The sequence below is a fragment of the Neisseria sp. P0021.S006 genome (assembly GCF_051956895.1).
In genome coordinates this window covers 1-796 of record NZ_JBQCWZ010000616.1, presented here as the reverse complement: position 1 = coordinate 796, position 796 = coordinate 1, and the positions used below count along the sequence as shown (strand labels likewise).

Sequence of the window (796 nt, the reverse complement as noted above, 5' to 3'; positions counted from 1 at the left end):
CCTACAAACTGGTACGCAACTGGCTCATTGTCAGCTTGGGCAATCTGGCAGGCGCTGTTGCCATGGCCTATTTCCTCGGCCACTATGTCGGCTTGGCAGAGGGAGCGGCTGCGGCTAAAACCATTGCCATTGCCGAAGCCAAAGTTAATATGGACTTTGGCCGTGCCTTCGTTTCCGCTATCGCATGTAACTGGATGGTGTGCATGGGTATTTGGTTCTATTTCGGCTCACGTCATACTTCAGGCCGCATTTTGGCAACTTGGTTTCCGGTCATGATCTTCGTGTTAATCGGTTTCCAACACTTTGTCGCCAATATGTTCATCATTCCGGCCGGTATTTGGGCAGGCGCAAATGTCAGCTGGGGTCAATTTTTCTACAATATGATTCCCGTCTTCTTAGGCAATGTCCTCGGCGGATCGTCTTTTGTTGCCGCTTTCTATCTCTTCGCTTATAAACATTTGTTAAAAGAAGATTTTTCTATTTAGTTTAAACTGACTCACTACCCCGTATTCATCAGAAATACGGGGTAGTGCCGTTATCAGGCCGTCTGAACAGCTCCTTTCGTGTCGCATAATTACGCTTTTTCTCTGCATAACGTTTCATTTATAGGAAAGATAGTTTCCTTGTCTTTCCTTTTCTCCAATTTAAGATAATTTTTGCAATCTTTTGTTTTCAAATAGGTTCCCCTCAAAAGCGCTACGATTTTTCATAAAGCCCGTGTTCCGTGCTTTGCAAAACAAAAAATTTACTGTATTCTGAATTTAATTATTTACAATTTAATATGGATTGGTTACAT

1 protein-coding gene is annotated in these 796 nt (G+C 42.8%); it reads left to right on the top strand.

Annotated features, from left to right (window positions below; all coding sequences use genetic code 11):
- Window positions 1-485, top strand: a 485-nt coding sequence (locus ACTHUM_RS16055) for a formate/nitrite transporter family protein (protein ID WP_440403430.1), incomplete at its 5' end; no start/stop codon positions are given.
- Window positions 486-796 lie beyond the last annotated feature (311 nt).